Here is a 1,091-nt window from a genome sequence, read left to right as displayed (position 1 = left end):
CACCGATTCATCGCAAGATCATGTTTACTTGGGCGGTGAATATGGGCGCGAAAATGGCACTTTGCCATCAAGAAAAACGCAAACCTTCGATGATGCTGCGTAAAGCACACGCATTAGCTGACAAGCTGGTGCTCAGTAAGTTGCGCGCACTGCTCGGTGGTCGTATCAACTTTATGCCATGTGGTGGCGCGAAGTTGGATGAAACCATTGGTCGCTTCTTCCATGCTATTGGCATCAACGTGAAGTTGGGCTACGGCATGACAGAAACCACCGCGACGATTTCGTGCTGGGATGACAAGTGCTTTGATCCGGATTCTATCGGTATGTCGATGCCTGGCGCGCAAGTGAAGATTGGCGAAAACAACGAGATTCTAGTTCGTGGCCCGATGGTGATGCGTGGTTACTACAAAATGCCAGAAGAGACCGAAAAGACGTTTGATGAGCACGGTTTCTTAAAGACCGGTGATGCTGGCCATATTGATGAAAATGGCAACCTGTTCATCACCGATCGCATTAAAGAACTGATGAAAACCTCTGGTGGTAAATACATTGCACCGCAAATGATCGAAGGTGCGATTGGTAAAGACCACTTCATTGAGCAGATTGCGGTGATTGCCGATACACGCAAGTTTGTTTCTGCGCTGATTGTGCCGTGTTTTGACTCTCTTGAAGAATATGCGAAAGAACTGAACATCGCATACCATGACCGAGTTGAGCTTATCAAACACCACCAAGTGGTCGAAATGCTTGAGAAGCGAGTGAATGAACTGCAAAAAGAACTGGCGAAATTTGAGCAAGTTAAGAAGTTCAAACTGCTACCAAGAGCTTTCTCTATGGACGATGGAGAGTTAACGCCAACGCAAAAACTGCGTCGTAAAGTGATTAACGATAAATACCAAGACGAAATCGAAGAAATGTACAACGAAAAGTCAGATAAAAAGTAACAAGCACTGACTTAGATTTCAGATTGATGAAAAGATCCCCAGCCATACCTTTTGGTATCGTTGGGGATTTTTGTATGTGCAGCAGTTCGGCTTGATGATGCAGATAACGGGTGAATTTCTGATGTTTGGGTAAAACTCTGTGAAATT

Annotated in this window: 1 protein-coding gene; it reads left to right on the top strand. The window is 45.1% G+C overall.

Annotated elements, in window-relative coordinates:
• The coding region (locus R7P67_RS26045) for an AMP-dependent synthetase/ligase (protein WP_318086485.1) at window positions 1-944 on the top strand (944 nt) is incomplete at its 5' end.
• Between the last annotated feature and the right edge of the window lie 147 nt (window positions 945-1,091).

It is taken from the genome of Vibrio sp. Vb0937 (assembly GCF_033338855.1).
This window is presented reverse-complemented; position numbering and strand designations above follow the sequence as displayed.